The following is a 24380-nucleotide window of genomic DNA, read 5'->3' as shown; positions in this document are numbered from 1 at the left end:
ATTTATCAAGTTTATCAACGGTCTAAAACTAAAAAAACCGCTTAAAAGCGGCTTAAAAAAATAGTTTTATTAGAAATTATAGACTTGTGCAACGGTTACCATTGTTGGCAGTAGTGTTTATTTTGTCAGTCGTTTTGCTGTCATAAATCGGTCAGCTACATTGTCCCAATTGATAATTTCAAGAACTGTATCAACAAAATCGGCTCTTTTATTTTTGTATTTCAAATAATAGGCGTGTTCCCAAACATCAATCACCAAAATCGGAACAACTCCCCATTGTGTTAATTTTTGATGATTTTCGCATTGTAACAATGTCAAGCTATCCGAATAAGGTTGGTAACCCAAAATACCCCAACCGCTTCCTTCTACAGTTTTTGATATTTTCCCGATATAGCTTTTCAGTTTGTCAAATGAACCGAAATCCTTTTCTATCTGTTTTAAGAGTTCAGTTTTGGGTTCAGTTTTTTTATTCGTTAAGTTCGTCCAAAAGATGGAATGAAGCACGTGGCTTGAAAAGTGGTAAGCTAACTTTCGGGTCCACAAATCCACTTGGTCTAAATCGCCCGATTTTAGATGTTCCTTAATTTTAATCAAATCTGTGTTTGCCCCTTTTACTGCTCCACCGTGATGAAATTCAAAGTGCAGATGTAAGGTTTCTTCATCCATATGTGGCTCCAAAAAAGTTTTATTGTATGGAAGTGATTTTTGAATGAAATTTCCATTACTGTCCACTAATCTGTCAATTCCGTTTTCCGTTACATTTTGTGAAAAAACGTTGTTCATTGGTAGGATTGTCGCTCCACCTAAAATTGCCGTGTTTCTTAAAAATTCTTTTCTGTCCATATTTATACTTTTTTCAATTTATCTCGTTTTTCCACATTACTGCCAACTGGTTATATCAACTCAAATATAGTCGTTTATAACTATAATTTGCCGGATAACAACACTTTTCTGTGATGGTTACAGAATAAACAAATATTAAAGCTCCATCATTAAAACTTCAAAAGCTGATAGACATCAACTTTTAAAGCTTTAGAAATTTCATATAATGAATAAATGGTGGGATTAACTTTTCCATTTTCTAATTTTTCAATTGCTTGTCGATCCTTACCACATTCGCGTGCCAAATCAGATTGGCTCCATCCCTTTTTGGTACGTAACTCAATAATCCGATTACCGACTTTCTTTTTCAATTGATCCCTTGTCATCTAACAAATGTCAATTTATTCTATTACATTTTTGTCACATTTTAATATGACAGTCCAAATAATTTCATATATTTGTCATATAATAATACGACATTTTAACATATTTAAAGATAGATTCCTTTTAGGAAAACCTAAACCTTATGCAACCATCACACTACACTCAGTTAAAACAAGGAGACCCTATTGCTTTGGAACACCTCTATCAACAATACAGCCGTATGCTTTTTTGGCTGGGCAAGGATTTGATCAAGGATGAGTTTGTCATTGAGACTTTGGTACAAGATTGCTTTTTAAAGCTCTGGAAACATCGAGATACTATTGAAACCCCACAGCATATCTTTTTTTTCTTACGCTATGTGATGAAAAGGGAATGCACCTATTATTACTGTCGGCCCCGCAATCATTTTTACCGCAATATGAGCAGGTTAGAATGGTTTGGCAATTACCAAGACTTTATGTTGGGGCACGATCCAGTTGCTGAAGAAGACCAGCATTTGCTGGAGCAAGAGGCTAGCCAAAAAGCTTTTGAACAGGTAAAACAAGTACTGCCCTTTTTAGGGGCGGAACGGCAGCGTTTGATAGAACTTTGTTTGACTTATGGTTTTCAATACAAAGCCATTGCCGAGGTAATGGGAAAAGGAATCACCGAAACGACCAATGAAATTAAACGCAGTATGGAAGCCTTAAAGCAGATCATACATCAAGGCCATTCCTTAGAAAATAATAACCGTCTTCGTCCGCTTAAAATACAAGGCGGCATGACGCCAGAACAATCTGAAATCTTCCAACTGCGTTGCGAGCAGGAGTTGTCGTTTGCAGATATAGCCCAACAGCTGAACCTATCGCAAAAAGAAGTACATCAAGCTTTTACAGTGGCCTATACCTTGATGCAGCAAGAAGCCGAACAACAACTAGAATCTGCTTAAGATGAAAAAGAAGACGATCAAACTCACGCGAAAAATACAGGTGGTGATCGACTTGCCTACGCCGGAAGAACGTAAAGAAGCGATCGGAAAATTGTATGCATGGCAAGACCGGGCGTATAGAACGGCCAATATCATGGTGTCTCACTTATACGTACAGGAGATGCTCAAGGAGTTTTTTTATTTATCGGAGGGCATTCAATATAAACTGGCACGCGAGCAAAAAGACGAAGCGGGGATCCTACAAACCTCCCGTATGAATACCATCTACCAAGTGACTTCCAAACGCTTTAAGGGCGAGATGCCCACCAATATTATTTCTTGCTTAAAGGCAAGCTTGTACAGCACCTTTAAAAAGAACCAAGAAGCCTATTGGCGGGGCGAGTGTGCGCTGATGAGTTTTAAAAAGGATATGCCCTTCCCCTTTACCACCGAAGGCATGAGTAAACTGGAGTACGATCCAACAAAGAAAGCTTTTTGCTTTCGCCTATTTAAAATTCCTTTAAAAACTTATTTAGGTCGGGATCATAGTGATAAGTGGCGGTTATTGCAGCGGGTAAGTCAGGGAGAACTCAAATTGTGTACCTCCCACCTGCAACTGAAAGACGGCAAGACGTTTTGGTTGGCGGTCTTTGAATTGGAAAAAGAAACACACCACCTCAACCCGGGCGTCATTGCGGAAGTTTCTTTGTCCTTGGAATACCCCATCGTGGTAAAGGTGGGAAAAAACCGACACCAAATTGGTAATAAAGAAGAGTTTTTACACCGTAGGTTGGCGATACAAGCTGCCCGAAAACGGGCACAGGTAGGGGCTACTTACAATAAATCGGGCAAAGGGAAAAAACGCAAGCTGAAAGCCGTAGAGAGGTTTCGTCAACAAGAAAAGAACTACATCCTACAACGATTACACATCTATAGCCGTAGGCTCATCGATTTTTGCATTCAGCACCAAGCCGGCACGTTAATGCTGATGAATCAAGAAGATAAAATAGGCATCGCCAAAGAAGAAGGCTTTGTCCTCCGCAACTGGAGCTACTGCGAGTTGATGACCAAAATACAATATAAAGCCAAGAAAGTGGGAATTGAAGTGATTGTGGGGTAAATGAGTACAATTTTAAATGATGAATTTTAAATGTAAAATAATAAAGTTGAGTAGTTGGTTTTTTGCTCAAGAATAGTTCTATAAACTGTAAGCGGTAAACTGTGAACTGTGAGCTAAACGGAGATTAGTGGTGAGTACAATTTTAAATGATGAATTTTGAATGTTGAATAGTTAGCCTGTCACTTCGAGTGATTTTAGACGAGCCTTAGCGAGGGTGAAATTGTATCGAGAAGCAGATTTAAGGTATTTGTTCTTTGAATTTTGAGTATTGGTAGTGAGTAAAATGCTAAATGTAAAATGTAAAAAAAGGTGGAGTAGTTAGCTTTCGTCTCAGGGATAGTACTGTGAGCAGTAAACTGTGAGCTAAAAAAACAAGAAGCGGAGATAAGTACTGAGTAGTGAGAATAGAGTGGCTTGGGGGTATTTTTTGGAAGCAGAAATTTCACAATGGGCGCTTAAAGAATAGGTGATTTAGTAATCGGATTGGAGTTTGAACTTTAGAATTTGAGATTTGGAATTTAATAGAGGGTGCTTGCACACCCGTAAGGTGAGGTACAGGTTACACTCACTAAGTGTTTTACACCTGCAACGCGTGGGTTCTCTCTTTTTGAATGGCTTCCCATCCCTATAGGATTGTCTTACAAGCTATAAAAAAATCTTATATTTGATAAAGTATTAAATGTAATTTTCCTCCATATGACAGCTAATTCTTTAGGAAAGAATTCGAATATTTATGATAGTATTTTTGATCTTACTCCATTTCCAATGTGGATATATGATTTAAAAACTTTAGCATTTTTAATGGTAAATAAAGAGGCTATTCGTCAATATGGGTATACAAAGGAGGAATTCTTAAGTATGACTATTAAAGATATTAGGCCTATAGAAGATGTCCCTAAACTAGAAAAAGCTATTGACGAAGTGCGTTTACGTAATGAACTATACATGGAAAGTCTTTTTAGGCATCAAAAAAAAGATAAAAGTATCATCTATGTTCAAATTAAAAGTAATCTTATCTCCGTTAAGGGTAAACCAGCTGAAATAGTAACAGCTATTGACCTTACACAAAGGTATACTCAAGAGAAACACATTGAAGAACAAAAAAAATATCTATATACTATTAAAAGAATTAATCAAATTCTAATAAAATTAAAGGATTTGAAGAGTGCTTTAAAAGAATGCCTTGCGATAGTGGGTGGATCAATCAACATTAATCGAATCCATTTTTATTATCACAATCCTTGTGGCACTATTCCGCAGCGCCTAAGCTGGACTAATCATACTACGGGAGCTTCTATCGAGAATGATAATCCACACCATATTTCATTCTCAGAATTCCCTCAAGTTTTACAAGCATTAAAAAAAGGTGAACCTTTTCAAAGAGTTATTGCAGATTTAACGCCTTGTCAATTAAAAAATATTCTCATATCACACAACCTTACTTCTATTCTTATTTTGCCTATCATGATTAATAATATCTTTTCAGGTTTTATTAGATTAGATGAGTTCGGGGGCGCAAGAAAGTGGAAAGAAAAAGAATTGCAACTTTTAGAAAACTTTACTTCAACTCTAAGTCATATTTTTAAAGAATCTCACGTCTACCAAAAACTAGTGGAGAGTGAAGCACGATTTAAATCGCTTGTACAGAATGGAACAGATCTTATTGCTATTTTAGATACAAATGGTAAATATAAATATGTAGCCCCCACTTCCCTTAAAGTACTAGGAATTCCATCTCACGAATTTATTGGAAAAAATGCCTTCGATTTTATTAATAAAAAAGACAAAGCCATTGTTACAGAGTATCTAGAGCTAATATATAAAAATGATAAAGTTACTATTGAACCCTACCGTTTTCAGGATGCAAAGAAAAACTGGCAATGGATTAAAACCACTTTAACCAATCATCTGTCTGATCCAGCCATTAAAGGAATAGTTGCCAATAGTAAGGTCATAACTACTGAGATTGAAAAAGGAATGAGCGATAAATTATTAGCTTCATTAACCAAAAGAATAAGTAAGCCTGGATCACTGGCAGATTCCTTATCATTTGCTTTAGAAAAAATAGTTCAACTTTCTACTATTAATATTAGTGAAGTTTGGCTAATCTCTGAAGATAAAAACTTCTTAAACCTTATTTCAAAATCATGCCAAACTGAAAAGTTTAATGATTTTTATCCAGCCTCTATAACTATAAATAATTTTGAAAAAGGGAAAGGATTGCCCGGATATGTATGGGAGACAGAAAAAAATTGTATCTGGAAAAATCTTCCCAATAATCCAATGTTTGTAAGAACACAAGAAGCGAAATTGGTTAATCTTAATATTGCTTTAGGTGTCCCGATTATATATAATAAGGAGTTTTTAGGCTGTTTAATATGTTATTCTATGGAGGAAAAGCTTTCAGATAAGCTAAAATTGCTAACCGAAGTAGGCCTACATATTGGAGCTGTTGTAATGCAGAAAAAAACCGAGGAACACTATAGAAATTTCTTTGAAATTTCACCCGATCCAAAATGTATACTAGGCTTTGATGGTTATTTGAAGAAAATTAATAATTCTTTTGAAAATTTATTGGGATATAATTACAATGAATTAATGAATGCCCCCCTTAATTATTTTTTACACCCAGCAGATAAAGAAGTATATCAAAAAAAAATAAGCACCGCCATACAAGAAAAAGCCTCTTTATCTCTTGAAGTACGATTTTTAACAAAAAACAGCAAGATAAAATGGTTAATATGGAATACTACTGTGTTACCAGAAGCAAAAGTTATGATTGTGGCTACGAAGGATATTAGCCAACAAAAAATTGCAGAAAACAAGTTAAAAACTGCCTATGGGCGACTTAAAACTGCTCAAAAAATTGCAAAAATAGGATATTGGAGTCGAAATCTGAATGCTGAAGTTTCTGAATGGAATACCCAAACCTACAGAATATATGGTTACAAGAAAGGGGAGTTTCTACCTACCTTAAAAAATATTTCGCAAACATTTCATCCAAGCGATCGACATTTAATCGAAAGGGATCCTCGTGAGTATTTAGAACCTAATACGATTAAAAGTTTTGAACATCGAATTTTAACTGCTGCAAACGAAGTTAAATGGGTTCACCAAGAAATAAGGCTCCTGACCAATGAGAAACACATACCTTATCGAATAGAAGGGACCATTCAGGACATTACAGAGAAAAAAGAATATGAATTGCAATTAAACCTGAGTAATGAAAGGTTTCGTTTGGCCATGAAAGCCAGTAATGAAATGATGTGGGAAATAGACTTCCAGCACAAGACAGTAATTCGTGGGAAAGTATACGAGAAAAATATAAAATATAATAACAACGAAGCTTTTATTAAAAATAATTCGTGGTTGAAGAAAATCCACTCTGAAGATTTAGAAGAAGTGTGGAGTTCTTTTGAGAAAGCGCTCAATAATCAGCAAAAAAAACATTGGACTAAAGAATACAGGATATTTGCTGAAAACGGCACTATCTTTTATATGCTAGATAGATGTTTTATCCTTAGATCTAAAGACGGCACCCCACAACGAGCAATAGGTTCTGCTCTCGATATTACCACTGCTAAACAGCAATTTAAAAGAATTAAGAAACAAAATGAAAGCCTTCGTGAAATTGCTTGGCTTCAATCGCACGTTATTCGAGCGCCTCTCTCGAGAATTATGGGGTTAGTTTATTTTGCGAAAAATCAGAGCGAACAAGAAAAATCTAAAGAAGAAATCTTTGATATGATTGCTACTTCCGCCGAAGAGCTAGATCAGGTGATACATAAAATAATTGATAAGACTTCCAATATATACCAACAATGATGAAGCAAATTTTACTGATTGATGATGATGCTATAATAAACTATTTACATTCACACATTTTAAGATCTAAATTCCCAACGATTCCAATTATTGTTTTCGAAAACGGTTTGAAAGCATTGGAATACCTAAACAATAATGGTACATTCTCTTATCTTATTTTTCTTGACATTAATATGCCAATAATGAGCGGGTGGGAATTTTTAGAGGCGGTTTCAACTGAAAATACAGACTTAGATTTGCAAATTCATCTTGTAACTTCCTCCATAGATCCTGCTGATAAGTTAAAAGCAAAACAGTACCCCCTTGTTTTTTCTTACTTAGTTAAACCTTTAAGAGTAAAAGATCTCACGCACTTACCTCATTTATAATCTACTTTTTATTAGTCACTCAATTCATTTAATTTATTACCTTCTAATTATTAGCCTCATAGTCCTATCCTGTAATAAAATTAAAAAATTATAGTTCTCCCAAAAAAAAATAGATTATTGCCCATATTGAGAACATACACCTCAACACATAAACTTAAAGTTTTTTAAGAACGAAAGATTACATGACAAAACCTTTTTACTCTCAAGCGATTTTTTTACTTTAATTATTCGTTTGAGAGCTGAACTACTTATACAGTCGGGCTTAAAAACAACTTTTTATTTTTTAGCCATCTCTGCTTCCTTGATTTTCAATATATTTTTAGATAGGTCAACTTTTACGGAAGATGCTAGAATATAAAAATAAGACGTAGGACTTAAAACTTAGCTTTTAATGATGAAGCTAGTACATAGGACGTACGACATAAGATCCCTCTCTATCAATAAATTTGGGATATTCTTTGAAAGCTTGCGGCATCTTGCACGAGGAATTTAGATATACTTCTCTATACTATTTTTAACACTATCGGAATGATACCAACTACTGTCATGCAGAGTGGAGAGAAACGAAATGAAATATCTTTTCATTAAAAACTCAAACTCCTATTTAAACAGATTTCTCAGTCCTTCGGCCATCGAAATGACAGACAGAAAAGAACCTGTCATCTAGAACAAAACGCAGTGAAGTGAAAGATCTTTTCTTTGATTAAGGAATAACATACATAGAAGTAAAGTTTTAACTTGTGAAATAGAAATTACATTAATAATTTCCTCTTTTACTCATTCACTTTGCTATTGCTTAAGTATTCGTGAATCTTAAAAATCGATTTTCATTGTTCAAAAGGAGGAAACTCAATTGAATAAATTATTAAATTCCAAGGAGTTCCTAGATGAGGTCTTGGAATAGAATAAAGAAGTTAAAAGAATTTTATTCTTTACATAAGATCTTTTCCATCTTTCGGCCTCGAGCCAATTCGTCTACCAATTTATCTAGAAAACGCACTTGCTGTGTTAAGGGCTCTTCAATTTCTTCTATGCGATAACCACAAATCACTCCTTTGATAAGAGAAGCGTTTTCATTCAACTCAGCTTCTTGAAAGAAAGTTTTAAAAGTGACTTTACTTTCTATCAATTCTTGAACTTTTTGATCATCATAACCCGTAAGCCACTCTATAACCTGATGCAACTCTTCTATAGTTCGCCCCTTCTTTTCCACTTTGGTAATATAATGTGGGTATACCGAAGCAAAGGTCATTTTTGCAATACGTTCGTGATGTGCTGCTGTAGCTTTCATACTAATTTTTAATTAAGAGGTCGTACTATTATTTCTCATAAAATCAAATGCTCCTTTTCTAAGCTCTATTCCATACTCCAAATAAGCTTTTAAACAAGCCAAAAAATTCGCCCATCCTCCAGAGTTTTCTAAAGCCCAAGCCAGATTTTTTTCATTCAATTCTTTTCCTTTTTCATTTACCCTTACAATAGTGCTCTGATCTGCTTGCTTTTCTAACTTTATATTCACAACGGTTTCAGGATCCCATACAAAAGAAATAGTATGCGGACTTTCAGTATGGATCTCTGTAATAGGAAATTTTTCAGAAAACTCAGGAAATTTCCAAACCACTTCATTTCCCGTTTCTAATCGTCCATTACTTTCAGCTATAAAATACTTGGTCATATGGAAGGGATTCACTATTCCTTCAAAAACCTCTTCTATAGGTTTTTGAATTTGCAAAACAGCTTTAGGCTCTAGTTTCATAAATACATTTCTTTGAAGGTAAATATAAAAAAATATTAATTCTCTATGCAACTATTCTAAAAGCTCACAAAACTCTTAAAGTACTATATTCTCTAAGACAGAATTTTAAGCACATATATTATCTTTAATATTCTTATCTAGTAAAATTTCAAAAAATATTCTCTATTTGAATAGCTAATCATTACTTTTGAGTTGGCTTTAGGGGTATTCTAAAAAAAGAATTGAGACACACCCTTTGAACCTGATTCGGTTAAGACCGGCGTAGGGAAAAGTAGAAGTTATATTTCTTCACCACTTAAACAAAGGAGCTTCCTTCAGCCATTTATCAAATTTAAACTCATAAATGATGAAAGAAACTTTGTGGAATAATATTACCCAACTTCGAGAAAAATCTCCCTTGGTGCACAACATTACTAACTATGTAGTGATGAATAATACTGCAAATGCTTTATTGGCCGCGGGTGCTTCTCCTATTATGGCTCACGCTCCAAACGAGATGGAAGCCATGATGAAGATTTGTCAAGCTTTGGTAGTGAATATTGGTACGCTTGATGATTATTGGGTTACCTCTATGAAAAAAGCTGCTCAACAAGCCAATCATCTTAACAAACCCTGGGTGTTAGATCCTGTAGGCGCTGGTGCAACTCCCTATCGTGATGAGGTGTTGAGCGATTTATTAAGCTTACATCCCACCATAATTCGTGGGAATGCTTCAGAGGTTATGGCGCTTGCCAAACACAATACTACTTCTACAAAAGGAGTCGACAGTTCTGCTAAAAGTAATGAAGCCATAGCTGCAGCTCATATTTTAGTTGAAAAATATCAGGCTTGTATTTGCATTTCTGGAGCTACCGATATTATTATAAGTCGGGATAAAGAAATTCACCTCCTTAACGGAAATGAACTGATGACAAAAATTACAGGAATGGGATGTTCTGCCACAGCACTCGTAGCAGCTTTTTCTGCCATTGTTGACGATAGAGCGGAAGCCGTGACTTCTGCCATGGCCTTGCTAGGAGTTGCTGGTGAAATCGCTGCACAAGAAAGCAAGGGTCCGGGTAGTTTGCAAATGCATATTTTAGATAAGCTTTACAATTTGACGGAATCAGAATTTAACGCTACCCTAAAATTAGAAGTAAAACGTGGTTAAGTCATTTCCCTATCAACTGTATTTGGTAATTTCTGAAGAAGCTTGTGTACACAATCATTTTTTAACGGTAGCCGAACAAGCGGTTAAAGGAGGTGTAGATCTGGTTCAACTTCGAGAAAAAAATACGTCTACTCAGGCATTTCTTCAAAAAGCATTTCAGTTAAAAGAAGTTTTAGATCGGTATGATGTACCCCTCATTATCAATGATCAATTAGAAATTGCACAACAAGTAGAGGCTTATGGGATACACGTAGGCACTTCTGATATCGCACCCACGCAAATCCGTAAAAATTGGAAAAATTTACAATGTTTGGGATATTCTATCGAAGAATTACAGCAACTAGATACATTAGAGTCTAAAACAGCCGATTATTTAGGAATTAGTCCTGTTTTTAGCACTCCAACAAAAACCGACACCATTACTGAATGGGGACTAAACGGCATTCAACAGATTCGATCTATGACCGATAAACCTTTGGTCGCTATTGGAAATATGAATATTCAAAATACGTATGAAGTCATAAAAGCGGGAGCCGATTGTATTGCTGTAGTTTCGGCGATTTGCGCCTCTAGAAACCCAGCGACAGCAGCTGAACAATTAAGAAACGAAATAGAAAAGGCATGATTCAAAAAAAATACACCTACCCCTCTGTACTGACTATTGCTGGTTTTGATGCTAGTGGCGGTGCTGGCATACAAGCGGATATGAAAACCATTTCTGCGCTGGGTAGTTATGCTACCTCGGTATTAACCGCATTGCCTATACAAAACACTACGGGAGTAAAATCTATTTTTAATATTCCCGAAAAGGTGGTGGGCGAGCAAATAGACTGTATTTTCGAAGATATTCTTCCTGATGCTATAAAAATAGGAATGGTACACACCCCAAAATTGGTAGAGGTCATCGCTGAAAAAATAAGTCGGTTTCCTCATATTCCCTTGGTGTTTGATCCGGTTATGGTGGCGACTAGCGGAGATCATTTAATTGAAGAAGAAACCATTCAAAGCATTATTACCAAGTTATTTCCGCTTGCCGATGTTATTACTCCTAACTTGGATGAAGCCGGGATATTGGCCAATATGAGCATTGAAACGGTAGAGGAAATGCATATCGCAGGAAAAAAAATTATGCAGCTTGGTTGCAAATCGGTTCTTCTTAAAGGCGGGCATTTAAAAAGCGAGAAACTCACTTCCCTTTATTTTTCGCCTAACGGAACAGTAGAAAGTTTTGAGTTTCCAAAATATAATACCCACAATACACACGGATCGGGTTGTACACTTTCTTCGGCTATTGCTACTTACCTATCCCAAGGAAAAACATTATTAGATGCCGTAAGCTTAGGTCAAGAGTACATACATGAAGCTATTTATAATGGTAGAGATGTAGCAATTGGAAATGGTAACGGACCCGTAAATCACTTTTTTAACCCCAAAAAACTCATTAAAAATGAAATGGACCGATAAAACTTGGACCCAAATTGTACCTATTTACCAGAAAATTATTAAGATGCCCTTTATTGAAGAACTTCAGAAAGGAACGCTTCCGCTAGAAAAATTTCAATTCTATATGGGGCAAGATTCCTTTTACTTAGAAAACTTTGCTCGCAGTTTGGCGCTAATTGGAGCAAGAGCACATCGTGTATCACATGCATTAGATTTTATTCGGTTTGCAGAAGGAGCCATTGTAGTAGAAAAAGCTTTGCATGATTCCTATTTTCAAGAATTTGGTCTCAATCAACGAGGAAGCATTGAACCTACTACTCATCATTACATCAATTTCTTAAAAAGCACTTCAGCTTTAGATCAAGTAGAAGTAGCCATGGCTGCTGTACTACCTTGCTTTTGGATTTACCAAGAAGTAGGTGATTATATTTATCAAAACCAGTTGAAGGAAAATAATCCCTATCAAAAATGGATCGACACGTATGCCGGTGAAGAATTTGAAACTTTAGTGTTTAAAGCAAAAGAAATTTGTGATTTGGTCGCAGAAAATTGCACCGAAACTCAACAACAAAATATGATGAATGCATTTGTTGCTGCCAGTAGATTAGAATTTATGTTTTGGGATAGCGCTTATCGATTAAAGCATTGGGAAGTATAAAAAATGGGAAGCAAATTTTGCTTCCCATTCCCTTGATAATTACTTATTAATTTTTTCGGTTATTTCTAAAGCACGTTTTACTTGAGCAGCAATCGCTTGCCTTTGCTTATCATTGAGGTCACTTCCTCCTACAACACTAAAACCATATGGATTTCCGCCGGTTTCAAAAACTACAGGATCGGCATAGCCCGGCGCTGCGATTAGAGCTCCCCAATGCATCATGGTTTTGTACAAGGAAAGCAACGTACTTTCCTGACCACCCTGAGGATTGGCAGCACTCGTCATCCCCGTTACTACTTTATTCACTAATTTCCCATTTTGCCAGAGTCCGCCGGTAGAATCGATCAAACTTTTAAATTGTGAAGGAGCATCGCCATAGCGTGTTGGATAACTAAAAATAATCGCATCTGCCCAATCTAAATCATCTACTGTAGCGGTTTCAATTTCTTTAGTTTTCTTGTAATGATTATACCAATCTTCATTTTGTTTCATTACTCCTTCGGGAACGGTTTCTTCCACTCTTTTAAAACGAATTTGTTTAACTCCTAAATCCTTAGCTGCACTTTCTGCTTGTCGAGCTAAGTTATAATTGGTACCAGTTGAACTATAATATATGATTGCTAGTTTTAAATTTTCCATAGTTTTTTATCTTGAAGATACTATAAATCAATCAACTCAACCTAAAACGAATGATAAAATTTTTATAAATATTTGGAATGCAATTCAGCTTGAACAAGCAAATATCTTTATAAAAATATGGCCAAGCTGATAAAATTTCACTTCTTGTTTTCTTGCTTAATTTGTATTTTTAGCCAAAATAAGAATTATGAAAATATACACCAAAACAGGCGATAAAGGTACCACAGCACTTTTTGGCGGAACCAGAGTCCCTAAACACCATATCCGCATAGAAAGCTATGGCACCGTAGATGAGCTTAATTCCTACATCGGACTTATTAAAGATCAAGAAATCAACTCCAACTTAAAAGCACAATTAAAAAAAATCCAAGACAATCTTTTTACACTTGGTGCAGAATTAGCCACCGACCCAGAAAAAGCACAGCTAAAAAACGGTAAAGAGCGTCTCAATATTGTAAAGGTAAAAGAAGCCGAAATACAATTTTTAGAAGATCAAATAGATCTTATGAATAATGAGTTACCACAAATGACGCACTTTATACTTCCAGGTGGTCACACCACCGTGTCATATTGTCACATCGCGCGTTGTGTTTGCCGTAGAGCCGAACGTTTAGCCACAGCCTTACAAGAAATGGAGCCTTTTGAGGCTTACATCTTACAGTACCTCAACCGACTATCTGACTACCTATTTGTACTGGCACGGAAGTTGTCTAAAGATTTACAAGCAGAAGAAGTAAAATGGATTCCTACAAAAGAGGTTTAAACCATTTCCTTTTTGAAAATTATAAGTTAAAAAAAATAAGTTCTTAATATTAATGTTGAAATAATAAATTTTTTTCTTGGCTTTTACAATTAAAAATTTATTTTTGCAAAAATTAAACACAAGTATCAGATGTATTGGACATTAGAATTAGCATCCTATTTAAGTGATGCTCCTTGGCCGGCAACGAAAGATGAATTAATCGATTATGCAATTAGAACGGGCGCTCCACTAGAAGTAGTAGAGAACTTACAATCTATAGAAGATGAAGGTGATTCTTACGATTCTATCGAGGAGATTTGGCCAGACTATCCTACAGATGAAGATTACCTTTGGAACGAGGATGAATATTAAAATATATACGCAAAAATATCAATTAAAAAGTCTCATTTAGAGGCTTTTTTTTTGCGTAACTTTGAAACATAAATAAATCAAAAACAAATTATGGGTTTTTTAGACTCCGTATTAAAAGTATTTGTTGGTGACAAGTCAGAAAAAGACGTCAAAGCCATTCAACCTATAGTAAACCAAATTAAAGCTTTAGAAGCAGAATTTGAAAAACTATCTCTAGATGAATTAAGGGCAAAAACCACAGCTTTTAAACAAAAAATTGCCGATGCTACCGAAAGCATCAACCAAGAAATTTCTACCCTAAAACAAGAAGCCGAATCTTCTACTGATATTACCAGAAAAGAAGATATATACGCACAAATAGATAGCTTAGAGAAAAACGCTTACGAAGCCTCTGAAGCTATACTTAACGAAATTCTTCCCGAAGCCTTTGCTACCGTTAAAGAAACAGCTAAACGTTTTTTCCATAACGAAACCTTGGAGGTTACCGCTAACGAATATGACCGAGAGCTTTCTGCGACTAAAGAATACGTAAGTCTACAAGACGATAAAGCGCTATGGGCTAATACTTGGGATGCTGCAGGAAAGCAAGTAAAATGGGATATGATTCACTATGACGTGCAGCTTATTGGGGGTATTGCGATGCACCAAGGTAAGATTGCCGAAATGCATACTGGGGAAGGAAAAACCTTAGTAGCGACCCTACCTATGTACCTAAACGCCCTAACAGGTAGAGGTGTACACTTGGTAACGGTTAATGATTATTTAGCTAAACGTGATAGTGCTTGGATGGCTCCTTTGTTTCAATTTCACGGTATCTCTATAGACTGTATTGATTACCACAGACCTAATTCTGAAGCCAGAAGAAAAGCCTATAATGCTGACATTACTTACGGTACTAATAATGAATTTGGTTTTGATTATTTAAGAGATAACATGAGCCACTCTCCTAATGATTTGGTTCAACGCCCTCATAATTACGCTATTGTCGACGAGGTCGATTCTGTATTGATTGATGATGCTCGTACGCCTTTAATTATTTCGGGACCTGTTCCTAAAGGAGATGTGCACGAATTTGATGTATTAAAGCCTCAAATCTCTAAAATTGTTGATGTACAACGTAAATATTTAGTGGGTGTTCTTGCGGAAGCGAAAAAATTAATCGCTTCAGGAGATGTTAAAGAAGGAGGATTCTTATTACTACGCGTTTACCGCGGATTGCCTAAAAACAAAGCTTTAATCAAGTTTTTAAGTGAAGACGGTATTAAGCAATTGCTTCAAAAAACAGAGAATCACTATATGCAAGATAATAACCGCGAAATGCCAAAAGTTGACGCGGAATTGTATTTTGTAATTGAAGAAAAAAACAATCAAATAGATCTTACCGATAAAGGGGTGGAATTTCTTTCAGGAAAAGAAGATCCAGACTTTTTTGTCATGCCAGAGATTGGTATGGAGGTTTCTAAGATTGAAAAGTTAAACCTTTCTAAGGAAGAAGAAGTTGAAAAGAAAGAAGAGCTTTTCCGCGATTACAGCGTAAAAAGTGAACGTATCCATACGCTTAGACAATTATTAAAAGCTTATACCCTATTCGAAAACAATACCGAATATGTGGTCATGGATAATAAAGTAAAAATTGTAGATGAGCAAACCGGTCGTATTATGGACGGGCGCCGCTACAGTGATGGGTTACACCAAGCTATTGAAGCTAAGGAAAATGTAAAGATTGAAGATGCGACGCAAACCTTTGCTACGGTAACACTTCAAAATTACTTTAGAATGTACGGTAAACTTTCAGGAATGACAGGTACCGCAGTAACAGAAGCTGGAGAATTCTGGGAAATTTATGAATTAGATGTGGTAGAGATCCCTACCAATCGCCCAATTGCTAGGTTTGATAGAGAAGATTTGGTTTACAAAACCAAGAGAGAAAAATACAATGCGGTAATTGAAGAGGTTACCAAACTTTCTCAAGCTGGAAGACCTGTATTAATTGGTACGACTTCGGTAGAAATTTCTGAATTATTAAGTAGAATGCTTAAATTAAGAAATGTACCACATAATGTCTTGAATGCAAAACTGCATAAAAAAGAGGCCGATATTGTTGAAGAAGCTGGTAAATCTGGTATTGTAACTATTGCTACCAACATGGCAGGTCGTGGTACCGATATTAAATTAAGTAAAGAAGTAAAAGAAGCAGGAGGTTTAGCCATTATAGGTACAGAACGTCACGACTCTAGACGTGTAGATAGACAGTTAAGAGGTCGTGCTGGTCGTCAAGGAGATCCAGGAAGCTCTCAGTTTTATGTTTCTTTAGAAGATAATTTAATGCGTCTATTTGGTTCTGAACGTATCGCCAAGTTGATGGATAGAATGGGACTTGAAGAAGGAGAAGTGATTCAACACGGAATGATTTCAAAATCGATTGAAAGAGCGCAGAAAAAAGTAGAAGAAAATAACTTTGGTGTCCGTAAGCGTTTATTAGAATATGATGATGTTATGAACGCTCAACGTGAGGTCATTTACAAACGTCGTTACCATGCGCTATTTGGAGAACGTCTTCGTGTAGATTTAGCGAATATGATTTTCGATATTTCGGAGTCTATTACAGAAAGCAATAAAAATGCAGCTGATTTTAAAAACTTTGAATTTGAATTGATTCGTTATTTCTCTATGGATTCTCCTGTAGATGAAAAAGAATTTGAAAAACTTAAAATTCAAGAATTAGCAGGAAAAGTATACAAAGCTGCTTATGCTAATTATGAAGAACGCATGACGCGTAATGCTGAAATGGCTTTCCCAGTAATTAAGCAAGTTTACGAACAGCAAGGAAACAAGTTTGAACGTATTGGAGTTCCTTTCTCTGACGGACAAAAAACACTTCAGGTTACTACGAACCTAGAAAAGGCCTACGAAACTGAAGGGAAGCAACTTGTTAATGACTTTGAAAAGAATATTACGTTAGCTATTATTGATGATGCTTGGAAAACTCACTTAAGAAAAATGGATGAGTTAAAGCAAAGTGTTCAGTTGGCAGTTCACGAACAAAAAGATCCTTTATTAATTTATAAGTTTGAAGCTTTTGAGTTGTTTAAAGGCATGTTGGATGAAGTGAATAAAGAAGTGATCTCATTCTTATTTAAAGGTGAAATTCCGCAGCAGCAAACACAAATTCAAGAAGCTAGAGAAGAAAAGCCTAAAGAAAGACTAGAAACCAGTAAAGAAGATATTCCTAATATGGATGAAAGAGCAGCACAAAGTAGAGCTGCAGGAGAACAGGCTAGTCAGCAACAACCTGTTACCGAAACCATTGTTAGAGATCAGCCTAAAATTGGTAGAAACGATAAAGTGACGATTAAAAATGTAAGATCGGGTGAAAGCAAATCTGTTAAATACAAACAAGCTATTCCCCTTATCGAAAAAGGAGAATGGGTACTTACCGATGCTTAATCCTCAATTTTTATTTAAGGTTTAAAAAAATCCCAATCGAAATGATTGGGATTTTCTTATTTTTGAGGCTTAATCTTATTATCGCATGAAAAATTTTAAAACTGAGATCAAGTGGGCTATTATTTTTAGTATAGTTACTTTATTATGGATGTTTCTTGAAAAAAATGTAGGCCTTCACGGTCAGCACATTTCGCAACATGCGATTTACACGAATTTGATTGCCATCCCTTATATTATTATTTTTTACTTAGCGATAAGAGAGAAAAAACAAGAATACTACCAAGGCATTATGAGTTGGCAACAAGGCTTAATTTCTGGAGGGATTATGTCGGTTTTAATTGCTTTATTAGCCCCGCTTGTCCAGTATATTGTTTCTACAATCATTACTCCCGATTATTTTAATAATGTGATCGCCTATGTGGTCGATCAAGAACGTATGACCGAAAAAGCGGCTAGAAACTACTTTAACCTAAAATCGTATATGATTCAATCTGCTTTTGGAGCTTTAGCGATGGGAATTGTTACCGCTGCAATTGTTTCTCTATTTTTAAAAACCAAAAAGAAATAAGGCCTAAGGTAATTTTAAAAGTAAATTAGGATTAGGGCAGTTTTCTGTATAAAAAGCTAGGTCTTTAACAGCGCAAACTCCTGGGTAATCTCCTCTATTTCCTTCCAAATCTCGTATGATCTGAAAATGTAGATGCGGAGCATAATCACCATTAACGCTAGCCTCTCCCAAATATCCTATAACACTTCCTTTTTCTAAAACGTCTCCAGTTTGTATTCCGTCAAGGGAACTTAAAGTTAAATGCCCATATAAAGTATAAAACGTATGTGCCTCTAATGAATGTTCTATAATTATGGTTGGTCCATAATCTCCATGATTTTGGTTGTTTTTAAAACTATGTATTTTTCCGTTTAACGGAAGTAAAACTGGCGTATTTGCAGGACACCAAATGTCTATCCCTAGATGAATATTTCTACTATTTTCCTTATCGGAAGTAAAATAAGTGCTTCTCGCATATAAGTTACGTTCCTCTAAATACCCTCCATAAGCCACTTTTTTATCGGAGCTGATTAAGTACTGTGTGAGGTAATCTTGAAAAACTTTAGAAGAGCTCGTATCTACTTCTTTTAAAGCGGATTGATGAATAGACAAATCGACCGCTATATAATCCGCTAAGGTGTTATGATCAACTATTGGAGTAAAGTCTGGCGTAAGCGAATTCAGGTAAGCGTTGAAATTCATAAGTTCTAAGGTTGCTATAAATAAAAATAGTCTTGTCTAAAAGACAAAACTATTTTTATAAAGTACCTTTACCAAACTTCTTAGCAGAAAAATTTTAGGTTATACAGCAATTGGCACTTTTACTTAATCACCAAGTCACTAAACTTAGCGTTAATCATGATATTACTATCGGTGTTTCTAGATTTATGATAACCATTAATCAGTTGATTTCCGTAGCTATCCATTTTCTTTGTTGTTAATTGATTCGGAATTCTTATATCACTTCTAGAGCCATTGTAAGTAAAGTTAAAGGAAGATTTAGGCAGACTCAAAACCAAATCGCTGTTCTCTAAACTAATATCTAATTGAGCAAAATCATCACTTACATTTTTAATATTTAATTCTCCAAAAGACCCTGAGATAATTCCTGTCTCCTCAATGGTTCCTATATTAACATCACTCCCATTAGAAGCAATTTTAATACTCTTAGCTTTATTAATCTGACTTTCTTTAACGTAGTTCATTTGTATACTTCCGTGTTCCCAACGTTCTATTTTAAGTGGAGAATAAGCGATATTCAGCTTATTATCTTTTCCTAATATCCCTTGAGCTTTAAAATTAGCGTGAGAAACCGAAGCATTTAAATGAGAAACATCGTCTTGTAAATCTACATCCCCATAACGAATGTCCATACGCAATACCGCTTCTTTAGGCATTTTAATAACAATGGTTCTTCTTATACTATTGTTATCTGCCATAGATTTAGGTCGAATCATATTTCCGCTGGAGTAGGTTACGGTGGTAGATTTATTTCCGTTAGGATGAACTACGACTTGCTTTTTTAGGTTTCCTCCATTTTCGTCAAACTGTTGTGCCCAAGCTTCCATTCTCGCACCATATTGCTCTCCCCATTTCTCCATTTCTTTACCAAAATTCTCTCCCCACTTTTCTATAGCAGCTCCGTGAGTTTTTTCAAAATTATTCATTCGAGCTTCTAATTGTTTGGACCATACTTCTGCATTCTGTTCAAAGTTTTTCCCCCACTCTTCCATAGCTTTTTCAAAATCTTTTCCAAAACTCTTCTCCACTTGAGCTTCATATTTTTCAATATAATCTTCCCCTTCATTTTGATAGGCTTCATAATCAAATTTTAAACCGCTCATACTTTCATAAAAACGTGCTGGCAACTTTACATCTCCCATTTTCTCTAACATAGGCCCTACTAAATTAACCATTAAAGGTTCGATCAATTCACTATTTAAGCCTTTTAAACTAGCCATAGGCATAGATTGTGGATGATTTCTTAACCCTGGACCAAAATTAGGAATAGGCCCTCGTGAAATGACTGAAACTCCATTACTATTCCCCAATACTTGAATCTTCCATTCTTTGGCAATTTGTTCTACTTCTTCTTTAGAAAGCTCATCGGCTTCTACATAAGCTTCTACATCTATCGTATTTCGATTCCAAGTCTCTACCACTACGTTGGTATGTTTGGTATCTAATTTTACGGTAGATTCATTATCCACTTTGTAGGACTCTGTGAGCTTGTCTACTTTTTCTTGTGCCACAGCACCATATCCTAAGAACACAAAACTTAAGGTTCCTAAAATGATTTTTAATTTATTGTTCATCATTGCTTTTTTTAAATGTTCACTCCTTGTATACTCTCTCGAGAAGCTTGCTTAATTTCACTTAATTTACTTTTAAGTTTAAATAGCAACTCCAATCTTAATTCTAAGTTGTTGATGAGAGAATTGACAGAGGTTTCGTTAATACCTGATTCGTCAATTTCTTCATTGAGACGCGTATACTCCTTATCTAATCCTTCTAGCTGCAGCATAAAAGAATCGATAAGCTCTTTATTATCATCGGTAATTGTAAGTTGTGCTAATTCTGCATTAATATTAGCCAAGTAATAATCTTCTACTTTTTTAAACTGTGGAGAGACATCACTTAAATAGATAGGAGTAGCTTCCACACTTTGTGTAGGAGTCTGGGTGACCATAGGTACCACCGGACTCGTTGTTATAAGCTGATTCTTCAAAAAGAAACCTGTTGCTAACACCACCACAAGAACTGCTGCTATTTTCATCCATAAATGAGAATTACTACTCTTCTCTTCTGGTAATTCTTCTGCTAAAAGATTTAAAAATCTCTTTTCGTGTCCCTGTGGCAACGTAGGTCTTTGGGCAGAATATTTTTCTTGATTCATTAACTCTCTAAGATCCTGTGCCATTATATAAATGTTTTAATTTTTGTTGTAATTTTTTCTTTCCTCTATGTACCAGCGTTCTTGATGAAACCGAAGTAATTCCTAAGATTTCTGAAATTTCATCGTGATCATATCCTTCTATTAAAAACAGCATCATAGGATATTTGTAACGTTCTGGTAATTCTTCAATTTCACTTTTCACCTGATCGATGGTGATATCGTCATTAATATTCCAATTATTGTCTTCTTCTACCGTCCCCAAGGTTTGCTCGTTGATCGCCGTAAAATTCATTTTTTTAGCTTTTAGCATATCAATACTTTTATTGATCACGATACGCTTAAGCCAAGCGCCAAAAGTCACCTCTCCTGTAAACTGATGCAGTTTGACAAAAGCCTGTATAAAAGACTCTTGCATGGCTTCTTCGGCTTCAAAAGAATTTTTTAAAAACCTAAAAGCGACGTAATACATGGCATCACAATACTTATTATAGAGCTTCATTTGCGCTTTTCTGTCGTTTTTCCGACAAGCTTCTATGAGTTCAGTTTGTAACAAAATATTCTGGTTAGTTGCTATTCATTTATAAAGACGAAACTTAATTCTTTTTGTTGCAATTGTGCTGAATAATTTTATCTTTAAAATAAAAAAATGTCGAAAAAGTTTAGATACGCCATTACCTTCTTCATCGTTTTAATACTAGGTGGAACTATTGGTTTTTACATTATGAAGAACCAAACCAAATCTTTAAGTCCAGAGGAAACCATTACCTATAGACACGACAATCTTAAAGTGAATGTTTTTTATAACCGTCCTTATAAAAAGGAAAGAGAGATTTTTGGAAACCTTGTTCCTTATAATAAAGTATGGCGAACTGGAGCGAATGAAGCGACCACTTTTAAGGTGAATCAAGATATTATGGTTGATGGATCTTTGTTGGAAGCAGGAGAATATACCTTGTGGACCATCCCTAATAAAGATTCTTGGAAAGTGATCTTTAATAAAAAAATGTACGCTTGGGGTATTGATCTCACAACTGAAGATGCTGCCCGAGATCCCGAATATGACGCATTAACTATAGAAGTGCCTGCTCGTGAGAAATTAAATGTGACCGAACAGTTTACCATCTATTTTGACCGACAACAAGAAATGCACATGCTTTTTTTAACTTGGGATAAAACTTTTATAGCCATTCCTTTTAACAAGTCGAGGGGTATAGATACCACTACCGAAGTATAAATACCATAACTTAGTGAAATAAAAAAGCCCAAGATTTAATATCTTGGGCTTTTGCTTGAATGTAAACTTTACTACTCTTCTAAAAGTAAGTTAAGCGTTACATCAATATTATCTCTAGTTGCTCTAGAAAACGGACAAACTTCGTGTGCTTTATTCACCAAATCCTCTCCTGTTTCCACATCTACTCCAGGAATGTAAGAATCTAAAATAACAGCCAATTGATAGTTTCCTTTCTCGGTTTTTCCAATACTTACCGATGCCGTTACACTAAAATCTCCCATATCAACCCCTTCTTTTTCTGCGATAGATTGTAGAGCACTACCATAACAAGCAGAGTATGCCGATGCAAAAAATTGCTCTGGATTGGTTCCTTCTCCACCATCACCTCCCATATCTTTTGGGACACTCAAGTTCATATCTATTTTTCCATCATCCGTTTTAACGCTTCCAGAACGTCCACCTTCAGCAGTTGCTTTTGCGGTATAAAAAGTTTTCATTTTATTCTATTTTTATCAGTTAATTTATAATTTCAAGATAGAAAGGAATCGTACGCTTTTCAAAAATGAATTCATAAATTTGTCCTAAATATTTCTTCCTATGGCAGCAGCTAAAAATAAATCCGCTTTAAGCGAAAATGAAAGTCCGTCTACTCCAAACAGCATCGGGCAAAAAAGTGCTGAAAAAATTAAAGCTTTACGGAAGAAAAAACTAGATATTGATCAGTTATTACAAGACATCCTTAACGGAAATAAAACCGCACTAAGCAGAGGAATCACTTTAGTAGAAAGTAAGAATGTAAAACATAACGATCAAGTCAATACACTTATCGAAGGCTGCTTACCACACGCCAACCAATCGGTACGTATTGGAATTACAGGTGTTCCTGGCGTAGGAAAAAGTACATTTATTGAAGCTTTTGGCAATTACCTCATCGAAAAACACGGTAAAAAAGTAGCCGTACTTGCCGTAGATCCTACCAGTAGCGTTTCTCACGGAAGTATTTTGGGTGACAAAACCCGTATGGAAGAATTGGTAAAACAAGAAGATGCTTTTATACGACCGACTGCCTCTGGTGATTCTTTAGGTGGAGTCGCACAAAAAACCCGAGAATCTATTATCTTATGTGAAGCTGCAGGTTTTGATACGATTTTAATCGAAACCGTGGGCGTAGGACAAAGTGAAACCATGGTGCATAGTATGACCGATTTCTTTTTGTTACTAAAGTTAGCCGGAGCTGGAGACGAATTGCAAGGTATAAAACGAGGCATAATGGAAATGGCAAATGCAATTGTGATTAATAAAGCTGACGGAGAAAATAAACGCCCCGCCGAACGAGCCAAATCTGAATTTAGAAAAGCGCTCCACCTCTACCCCATTAAAAACAGTGAATGGAAGCCCAAAGTTTTATTAAGCAGTGCGTTGCATAATCTAGGGATTAGTGAGATTTGGGAAATGATAGAAAGTTATGTAAGTTCTACGCAAGCCAACCATTATTTTTACGATAACCGAAAAGAACAAAACAAATTTTGGCTTTTGCAAACCATCAACGAACACTTAAAGAGTAACTTCTACAGCCAACCTGAAATAAAAATAGCCTTACAAAAACAATTAACAGCCATAGAAAATAATAAAACCACACCTTTTGAAGCGGCGAGTTATTTGTTGCAACTGCAAAAAGAAAATCGATAAAATGTTATTATTTTTAGATTATGGGTATTTTTTATTTGTGTAAATTATTAAATAAGTTTAGTTTTAAGAACTTATTAAACTTAAAACCAGTTTATTTATGAACCAAAACAACAAAACAAAAATCCCCCCCCCGCAAAATTAAAGCCAAACAGTTTAAAATGGGGTAGGTATTTTAGCATTCTTCTCATGTTTACCTGTATATTTTACAGTTGCCAAAACGATGAGTTTTTAGAAAAAGAAGCCAGCCAACCAAAGGGCAACATACAACATAGTTCTCAAAGCTTTAGCGAACTAGAAAATAATTCTCAATTTATTTCTGCTTATCATCAACTTAGTAAACAATTGGCGCAAAAGAGCAATGTAAGCGGTAAAGGAGGAGAA

The 24380-nt window shown here is 35.5% G+C and carries 25 protein-coding genes and 1 riboswitch; of the genes, 15 read left to right on the top strand and 10 right to left on the bottom strand.

What is annotated here, in order from left to right:
- Nucleotides 1-117: 117 nt before the first annotated feature.
- Nucleotides 118-843, bottom strand: coding sequence for a superoxide dismutase (locus FT986_RS04205; protein ID WP_009780324.1), 726 nt, complete (start codon nt 841-843; stop codon nt 118-120).
- A 149-nt stretch (nt 844-992) separates the two neighbouring features.
- Complete coding sequence (locus FT986_RS04200) at nt 993-1208, bottom strand: helix-turn-helix domain-containing protein (RefSeq protein WP_147863997.1); 216 nt, start codon at nt 1206-1208, stop codon at nt 993-995.
- Nucleotides 1209-1348: 140 nt separating this feature from the next.
- Between FT986_RS04200 and FT986_RS04195 the strand changes: the two genes are divergently transcribed.
- From FT986_RS04195 to FT986_RS04180, 4 genes are all read left to right on the top strand, one after another.
- On the top strand, nt 1349-2134 hold the full coding sequence (locus FT986_RS04195) for a sigma-70 family RNA polymerase sigma factor (RefSeq protein WP_147863996.1): 786 nt from the start codon (nt 1349-1351) through the stop codon (nt 2132-2134).
- A gap of 1 nt (nt 2135) precedes the next feature.
- Nucleotides 2136-3233, top strand: a complete 1098-nt coding sequence (locus FT986_RS04190) for a hypothetical protein (protein WP_147863995.1) — start codon at nt 2136-2138, stop codon at nt 3231-3233.
- A 696-nt stretch (nt 3234-3929) separates the two neighbouring features.
- Nucleotides 3930-7058 (top strand): PAS domain-containing protein, encoded by a 3129-nt coding sequence (locus FT986_RS04185; RefSeq protein WP_222706183.1) that lies wholly within the window; start codon nt 3930-3932, stop codon nt 7056-7058.
- Nucleotides 7055-7426 carry a response regulator gene (locus tag FT986_RS04180; RefSeq protein ID WP_147863994.1) on the top strand — a complete coding sequence of 124 codons (372 nt, stop codon included), beginning with the start codon at nt 7055-7057 and terminating at the stop codon, nt 7424-7426. Before FT986_RS04185 ends, FT986_RS04180 begins: the two co-directional genes overlap by 4 nt.
- 925 nt (nt 7427-8351) lie before the next feature.
- Here FT986_RS04180 and FT986_RS04175 read toward each other — a convergent pair.
- On the bottom strand, nt 8352-8717 hold the full coding sequence (locus FT986_RS04175) for a DUF2200 domain-containing protein (protein ID WP_147863993.1): 366 nt from the start codon (nt 8715-8717) through the stop codon (nt 8352-8354).
- Nucleotides 8718-8729: 12 nt separating this feature from the next.
- On the bottom strand, nt 8730-9182 hold the full coding sequence (locus FT986_RS04170; protein WP_147863992.1) for an SRPBCC domain-containing protein: 453 nt from the start codon (nt 9180-9182) through the stop codon (nt 8730-8732).
- Between the two features lie 190 nt (nt 9183-9372).
- A riboswitch (TPP riboswitch) is annotated at nt 9373-9467 on the top strand.
- A 61-nt stretch (nt 9468-9528) separates the two neighbouring features.
- On the opposite strand from FT986_RS04170, the gene thiM reads away from it, so the two are divergent.
- From thiM to tenA, 4 genes are read left to right on the top strand one after another with little or no spacing between them, the layout of a single operon-like run.
- Entirely contained in the window at nt 9529-10332 is an 804-nt protein-coding gene (gene thiM, locus FT986_RS04165) for a hydroxyethylthiazole kinase (protein WP_147863998.1), read from the top strand.
- Nucleotides 10325-10957, top strand: a complete 633-nt coding sequence (thiE, locus tag FT986_RS04160) for a thiamine phosphate synthase (RefSeq protein ID WP_147863991.1) — start codon at nt 10325-10327, stop codon at nt 10955-10957. Before thiM ends, thiE begins: the two co-directional genes overlap by 8 nt.
- Complete coding sequence (thiD, locus tag FT986_RS04155; RefSeq protein ID WP_147863990.1) at nt 10954-11796, top strand: bifunctional hydroxymethylpyrimidine kinase/phosphomethylpyrimidine kinase; 843 nt, start codon at nt 10954-10956, stop codon at nt 11794-11796. The genes thiE and thiD overlap by 4 nt, the downstream gene beginning before the upstream one ends.
- Nucleotides 11780-12433 (top strand): thiaminase II, encoded by a 654-nt coding sequence (gene tenA, locus FT986_RS04150; protein WP_147863989.1) that lies wholly within the window; start codon nt 11780-11782, stop codon nt 12431-12433. Before thiD ends, tenA begins: the two co-directional genes overlap by 17 nt.
- Before the next feature lie 39 nt (nt 12434-12472).
- On the opposite strand, the gene wrbA is transcribed toward tenA, so the two are convergent.
- Nucleotides 12473-13072 (bottom strand): NAD(P)H:quinone oxidoreductase type IV, encoded by a 600-nt coding sequence (gene wrbA, locus FT986_RS04145; protein WP_147863988.1) that lies wholly within the window; start codon nt 13070-13072, stop codon nt 12473-12475.
- Between the two features lie 187 nt (nt 13073-13259).
- Between wrbA and FT986_RS04140 the strand changes: the two genes are divergently transcribed.
- The 4 genes from FT986_RS04140 to FT986_RS04125 all read left to right on the top strand — a co-directional run bounded on the left by FT986_RS04140 (nt 13260) and on the right by FT986_RS04125 (nt 18201).
- Nucleotides 13260-13835, top strand: coding sequence for a cob(I)yrinic acid a,c-diamide adenosyltransferase (locus FT986_RS04140; protein ID WP_147863987.1), 576 nt, complete (start codon nt 13260-13262; stop codon nt 13833-13835).
- A 129-nt stretch (nt 13836-13964) separates the two neighbouring features.
- A complete protein-coding gene (locus FT986_RS04135) occupies nt 13965-14186 on the top strand; it encodes a DUF2795 domain-containing protein (RefSeq protein ID WP_006989959.1) in 222 nt (73 codons plus the stop codon).
- 90 nt (nt 14187-14276) lie between these two features.
- The gene (secA, locus tag FT986_RS04130; protein WP_147863986.1) at nt 14277-17633 is read left to right on the top strand and encodes a preprotein translocase subunit SecA; all 3357 of its coding nucleotides are present in this window, start codon (nt 14277-14279) and stop codon (nt 17631-17633) included.
- A gap of 85 nt (nt 17634-17718) precedes the next feature.
- Entirely contained in the window at nt 17719-18201 is a 483-nt protein-coding gene (locus tag FT986_RS04125) for a DUF4199 domain-containing protein (protein WP_147863985.1), read from the top strand.
- A gap of 3 nt (nt 18202-18204) precedes the next feature.
- Here FT986_RS04125 and FT986_RS04120 read toward each other — a convergent pair whose 3' ends face one another.
- The 4 genes from FT986_RS04120 to FT986_RS04105 form a co-directional block, all read right to left on the bottom strand.
- Complete coding sequence (locus tag FT986_RS04120) at nt 18205-18882, bottom strand: peptidoglycan DD-metalloendopeptidase family protein (protein WP_147863984.1); 678 nt, start codon at nt 18880-18882, stop codon at nt 18205-18207.
- Between the two features lie 119 nt (nt 18883-19001).
- The gene (locus tag FT986_RS04115; RefSeq protein WP_147863983.1) at nt 19002-20495 is read right to left on the bottom strand and encodes a hypothetical protein; all 1494 of its coding nucleotides are present in this window, start codon (nt 20493-20495) and stop codon (nt 19002-19004) included.
- 11 nt (nt 20496-20506) lie between these two features.
- Nucleotides 20507-21100, bottom strand: coding sequence for a hypothetical protein (locus tag FT986_RS04110; RefSeq protein WP_147863982.1), 594 nt, complete (start codon nt 21098-21100; stop codon nt 20507-20509).
- Complete coding sequence (locus FT986_RS04105; protein ID WP_255505900.1) at nt 21084-21629, bottom strand: RNA polymerase sigma factor; 546 nt, start codon at nt 21627-21629, stop codon at nt 21084-21086. Before FT986_RS04105 ends, FT986_RS04110 begins: the two co-directional genes overlap by 17 nt.
- 93 nt (nt 21630-21722) lie before the next feature.
- On the opposite strand from FT986_RS04105, the gene FT986_RS04100 reads away from it, so the two are divergent.
- Nucleotides 21723-22310 (top strand): DUF2911 domain-containing protein, encoded by a 588-nt coding sequence (locus tag FT986_RS04100; RefSeq protein ID WP_147863981.1) that lies wholly within the window; start codon nt 21723-21725, stop codon nt 22308-22310.
- A 71-nt stretch (nt 22311-22381) separates the two neighbouring features.
- On the opposite strand, the gene FT986_RS04095 is transcribed toward FT986_RS04100, so the two are convergent.
- Nucleotides 22382-22807 (bottom strand): organic hydroperoxide resistance protein, encoded by a 426-nt coding sequence (locus FT986_RS04095; protein ID WP_111541997.1) that lies wholly within the window; start codon nt 22805-22807, stop codon nt 22382-22384.
- A gap of 100 nt (nt 22808-22907) precedes the next feature.
- Here FT986_RS04095 and meaB point away from each other — a divergent pair, with 100 nt between their 5' ends.
- Together meaB and FT986_RS04085 are read left to right on the top strand one after the other, a co-directional pair.
- Nucleotides 22908-23999, top strand: a complete 1092-nt coding sequence (gene meaB, locus FT986_RS04090) for a methylmalonyl Co-A mutase-associated GTPase MeaB (RefSeq protein WP_147863980.1) — start codon at nt 22908-22910, stop codon at nt 23997-23999.
- A 186-nt stretch (nt 24000-24185) separates the two neighbouring features.
- On the top strand, nt 24186-24380 hold a 195-nt coding region (locus tag FT986_RS04085), incomplete at its 3' end, for a hypothetical protein (protein ID WP_147863979.1).

This window comes from Mesonia sp. K4-1 (assembly GCF_008017825.1).
GTDB lineage: Bacteria > Bacteroidota > Bacteroidia > Flavobacteriales > Flavobacteriaceae > Mesonia.
The sequence above is the reverse complement of the archived record's forward strand: the minus strand, read 5'-3'. Positions and strand labels throughout refer to the sequence as shown.

Bases quoted from the DNA above. Each gene is read 5' to 3' on its own strand.
- FT986_RS04175 (WP_147863993.1), bottom strand. From the start codon at position 8,717: ATGAAAGCTACAGCAGCACATCACGAACGTATTGCAAAAATGACCTTT.
- FT986_RS04125 (WP_147863985.1), top strand. From the start codon at position 17,719: ATGAAAAATTTTAAAACTGAGATCAAGTGGGCTATTATTTTTAGTATA.
- wrbA (WP_147863988.1), bottom strand. From the start codon at position 13,072: ATGGAAAATTTAAAACTAGCAATCATATATTATAGTTCAACTGGTACC.
- FT986_RS04100 (WP_147863981.1), top strand. From the start codon at position 21,723: ATGTCGAAAAAGTTTAGATACGCCATTACCTTCTTCATCGTTTTAATA.
- FT986_RS04180 (WP_147863994.1), top strand. From the start codon at position 7,055: ATGATGAAGCAAATTTTACTGATTGATGATGATGCTATAATAAACTAT.
- thiM (WP_147863998.1), top strand. From the start codon at position 9,529: ATGAAAGAAACTTTGTGGAATAATATTACCCAACTTCGAGAAAAATCT.
- thiD (WP_147863990.1), top strand. From the start codon at position 10,954: ATGATTCAAAAAAAATACACCTACCCCTCTGTACTGACTATTGCTGGT.
- tenA (WP_147863989.1), top strand. From the start codon at position 11,780: ATGAAATGGACCGATAAAACTTGGACCCAAATTGTACCTATTTACCAG.
- FT986_RS04120 (WP_147863984.1), bottom strand. From the start codon at position 18,882: ATGAATTTCAACGCTTACCTGAATTCGCTTACGCCAGACTTTACTCCA.
- FT986_RS04190 (WP_147863995.1), top strand. From the start codon at position 2,136: ATGAAAAAGAAGACGATCAAACTCACGCGAAAAATACAGGTGGTGATC.
- meaB (WP_147863980.1), top strand. From the start codon at position 22,908: ATGGCAGCAGCTAAAAATAAATCCGCTTTAAGCGAAAATGAAAGTCCG.
- FT986_RS04115 (WP_147863983.1), bottom strand. From the start codon at position 20,495: ATGAACAATAAATTAAAAATCATTTTAGGAACCTTAAGTTTTGTGTTC.
- FT986_RS04140 (WP_147863987.1), top strand. From the start codon at position 13,260: ATGAAAATATACACCAAAACAGGCGATAAAGGTACCACAGCACTTTTT.
- secA (WP_147863986.1), top strand. From the start codon at position 14,277: ATGGGTTTTTTAGACTCCGTATTAAAAGTATTTGTTGGTGACAAGTCA.
- FT986_RS04200 (WP_147863997.1), bottom strand. From the start codon at position 1,208: ATGACAAGGGATCAATTGAAAAAGAAAGTCGGTAATCGGATTATTGAG.
- FT986_RS04110 (WP_147863982.1), bottom strand. From the start codon at position 21,100: ATGGCACAGGATCTTAGAGAGTTAATGAATCAAGAAAAATATTCTGCC.
- FT986_RS04185 (WP_222706183.1), top strand. From the start codon at position 3,930: ATGACAGCTAATTCTTTAGGAAAGAATTCGAATATTTATGATAGTATT.
- FT986_RS04195 (WP_147863996.1), top strand. From the start codon at position 1,349: ATGCAACCATCACACTACACTCAGTTAAAACAAGGAGACCCTATTGCT.
- FT986_RS04205 (WP_009780324.1), bottom strand. From the start codon at position 843: ATGGACAGAAAAGAATTTTTAAGAAACACGGCAATTTTAGGTGGAGCG.
- FT986_RS04095 (WP_111541997.1), bottom strand. From the start codon at position 22,807: ATGAAAACTTTTTATACCGCAAAAGCAACTGCTGAAGGTGGACGTTCT.
- FT986_RS04135 (WP_006989959.1), top strand. From the start codon at position 13,965: ATGTATTGGACATTAGAATTAGCATCCTATTTAAGTGATGCTCCTTGG.
- FT986_RS04170 (WP_147863992.1), bottom strand. From the start codon at position 9,182: ATGAAACTAGAGCCTAAAGCTGTTTTGCAAATTCAAAAACCTATAGAA.